Source organism: Bradyrhizobium sp. 142, assembly GCF_023074015.1.
Taxonomy (GTDB): domain Bacteria; phylum Pseudomonadota; class Alphaproteobacteria; order Rhizobiales; family Xanthobacteraceae; genus Bradyrhizobium.
On sequence record NZ_JADPKQ010000508.1, the window covers coordinates 1 to 2205 of the forward strand.

The 2205-nt window shown below is 61.2% G+C and carries 4 protein-coding genes; 2 read left to right on the plus strand and 2 right to left on the minus strand.

Annotated features, from left to right (window positions below; genetic code table 11):
* The coding region (locus tag IVA82_RS45425; RefSeq protein ID WP_247387122.1) for a transposase at positions 1-642 on the plus strand (642 nt) is incomplete at its 5' end.
* Positions 643-924: 282 nt separating this feature from the next.
* On the opposite strand, the gene IVA82_RS45430 is transcribed toward IVA82_RS45425, so the two are convergent.
* Positions 925-1107 (minus strand): hypothetical protein, encoded by a 183-nt coding sequence (locus tag IVA82_RS45430; protein WP_247387123.1) that lies wholly within the window; start codon positions 1105-1107, stop codon positions 925-927.
* Entirely contained in the window at positions 1074-1526 is a 453-nt protein-coding gene (locus tag IVA82_RS45435; RefSeq protein ID WP_247387124.1) for a VOC family protein, read from the minus strand. Before IVA82_RS45435 ends, IVA82_RS45430 begins: the two co-directional genes overlap by 34 nt.
* A gap of 305 nt (positions 1527-1831) precedes the next feature.
* Between IVA82_RS45435 and IVA82_RS45440 the strand changes: the two genes are divergently transcribed.
* On the plus strand, positions 1832-2008 hold the full coding sequence (locus tag IVA82_RS45440) for a hypothetical protein (protein WP_247387125.1): 177 nt from the start codon (positions 1832-1834) through the stop codon (positions 2006-2008).
* Positions 2009-2205 lie beyond the last annotated feature (197 nt).

Consider the following 2205-nt stretch of genomic DNA (forward strand, 5'->3'; position numbering starts at 1 on the left):
CGGATCAAAGGACTGCTGCATGGCCAGGGTATCCGCGACGCCAGGCCGTTGAAGCCGAGCTTCCTGTCGGATCTCGACAAGCTGCGCACCGGCGACGGGCGCGCTCTGCCGCCGCGACTACGCGATGAAATTCGTCGCGAGCATGAGCGGCTGCTGCTGGTCTGCAAGCAGATTAAGACGCTGGAAGCGGAGAACATCGCCGCCCATAGCACGCCGGCCAAGGGCTCGGTGGAGGCGAAGGCCGTTCAGCTTGCCCAGCTGCAAGCCATTGGACCGCAGATCGCCCAGGTTCTGGCCAACGAGGTGTTTTATCGCGACTTCAGGAACCGACGGCAGGTCGGCAGCTGTGTCGGACTGACCGACACACCCTACGACAGCGGCGCCAGCCGGCGGCAGCAAGGCATCAGCAAGGCCGGCAATCATCGCGCGCGAACGAGCGCGATCGAGCTCGCCTGGCTGTGGCTGAGACATCAGCCTGACAGCGAACTGAGCCGCTGGTTCCACGAGCGGGTCGGCACGGCCAAGGGACGCATCCGCAAGATCGCCATCGTGGCGCTGGCACGCAAGCTGATGGTGGCGCTGTGGCGTTATCTGGAAACCGGCCTCGTGCCAACGGGCGCTGAAATGCGCCCAAGCCTTTAACCGACGCCGGTGCGCCAATGACGGCCGACGTGACCCAGGACAGAGGCGTGACCGAACCCGGGCTTGGGTCTTCGGATTCCGCTTTCGTAGATGGGTCCCGTCTCTTCTGGGCCTTACCTTGCGGCGGTCCCGGATCACGCTACGCGCTCCATCCGGGCTACTAGTCCGTCACGCGCGGGTGATAGCGGAATTTGCCGTGCGGAGCGACGTCGATTGCGGCGAGGCAATCATGCAAAAAAGGCTCCGCCATGGGCGGAGCTTTCATGCAAAGCTTATCGATGATCAATGGCCGAAGAACAGCCACAGCAGAATGATCACCGGAATCGGCACGCCCAATAGCCACAACAAAATGCCGCGTCCCATCGCGTCCTCCTCCAATCGCTCATTGGCAAGAGAACGCGAGGTGCGATGGCTTGTTCCAGCAGCGCGCGCTACCAGTGGCCGGTGTTGGGCATCGACGACCACGGCTCCTGCGGCGGCTTCGGCTCGCCCTTCTGCAGCAGCTCGATCGAGTGCAGATCGGGCGAGCGGACGAAGGCCATGTTGCCGTCGCGCGGCGGCCGGTTGATGGTGACGCCGGCCTTCATCAGCTTGTCGCAGGTGGCGTAGATGTCGTCGACCTCGTAGGCGAGATGGCCGAAGAAGCGGTCCTCGCCGTATTTCTCCTCGTCCCAATTGTAGGTGAGCTCGACCAGCGGCGCGCCGCGCGTCTGCGGCTGCTTCTTCAGCGCCTCGAGGTCGTCGGACGAGCACAGGAACACCAGCGTAAAGCGCCCTTTGTCGTTCTCGATCCGCCGCACCTCCTTCAGTCCCAGCGCATCCTGGTAAAACTTCATCGCAACATCGAGATTGCGCACGCGCAGCATGGTGTGGAGGTATCGCATGTTTCTTGCTCCCTTGATCGGATGGAGGGTTTTTGGTTTGGGCCGGAGCGGCGGGGTAGGAGATAGCAGGAAAATGGGATTGGGGGCAGGGGGCGGGTGCACGTGTGCGTGAGGGTGAAGGGGTGAGTGAAGAGAGCCAGCCAAGCGTAGACCAAAGCCGCGGAGCCGACAGGGTGGCGATGCACCGTGAAATCCCGATTGAAGCTCTTGCTGCCGGCACCTTTCCCGTGTGCATAACGGATGGGTCCGACTACTCGTCGCAGCTTAGCTAGGCGTTGTTGTTGGATGGCTCATCCATAAGTTTGATGAACCTGAAGATACTCACTGCCCTGATAGGGTTTGCTGGTGGCACCGCAGCTATCACCGCCGCATTCAAGGTAGGCGGGGTCCTATCGCTGGATTTCATGTTTTATTTCGTCGGGCTGATGGGGGCCATTTTGTTCATCGCCGCACTGAACTACGAGGAACGGGCACCCCGTTGACCTGCCATCTCGCTTCACTGCCGAGTGTACGTGAGCGTCATCCAGGGACCACGCGCTGAGGGCTGATCTGATCGATTAGGAAGATCTCGTGAACTGAATCATGACGAGGTCTCCCACCATGTCTAAGGATAGTCGTAAGGATAGCGATACGGATAGGCATGCGCCTATCCTCAAGGATTCTGCTGACACGCTGCAGC

What these genes read in the sequence shown, in the direction of transcription:
- IVA82_RS45435 (WP_247387124.1), bottom strand. Translation starts at nt 1,526, where the DNA reads ATGCGATACCTCCACACCATGCTGCGCGTGCGCAATCTCGATGTTGCG.
- IVA82_RS45440 (WP_247387125.1), top strand. Translation starts at nt 1,832, where the DNA reads ATGAACCTGAAGATACTCACTGCCCTGATAGGGTTTGCTGGTGGCACC.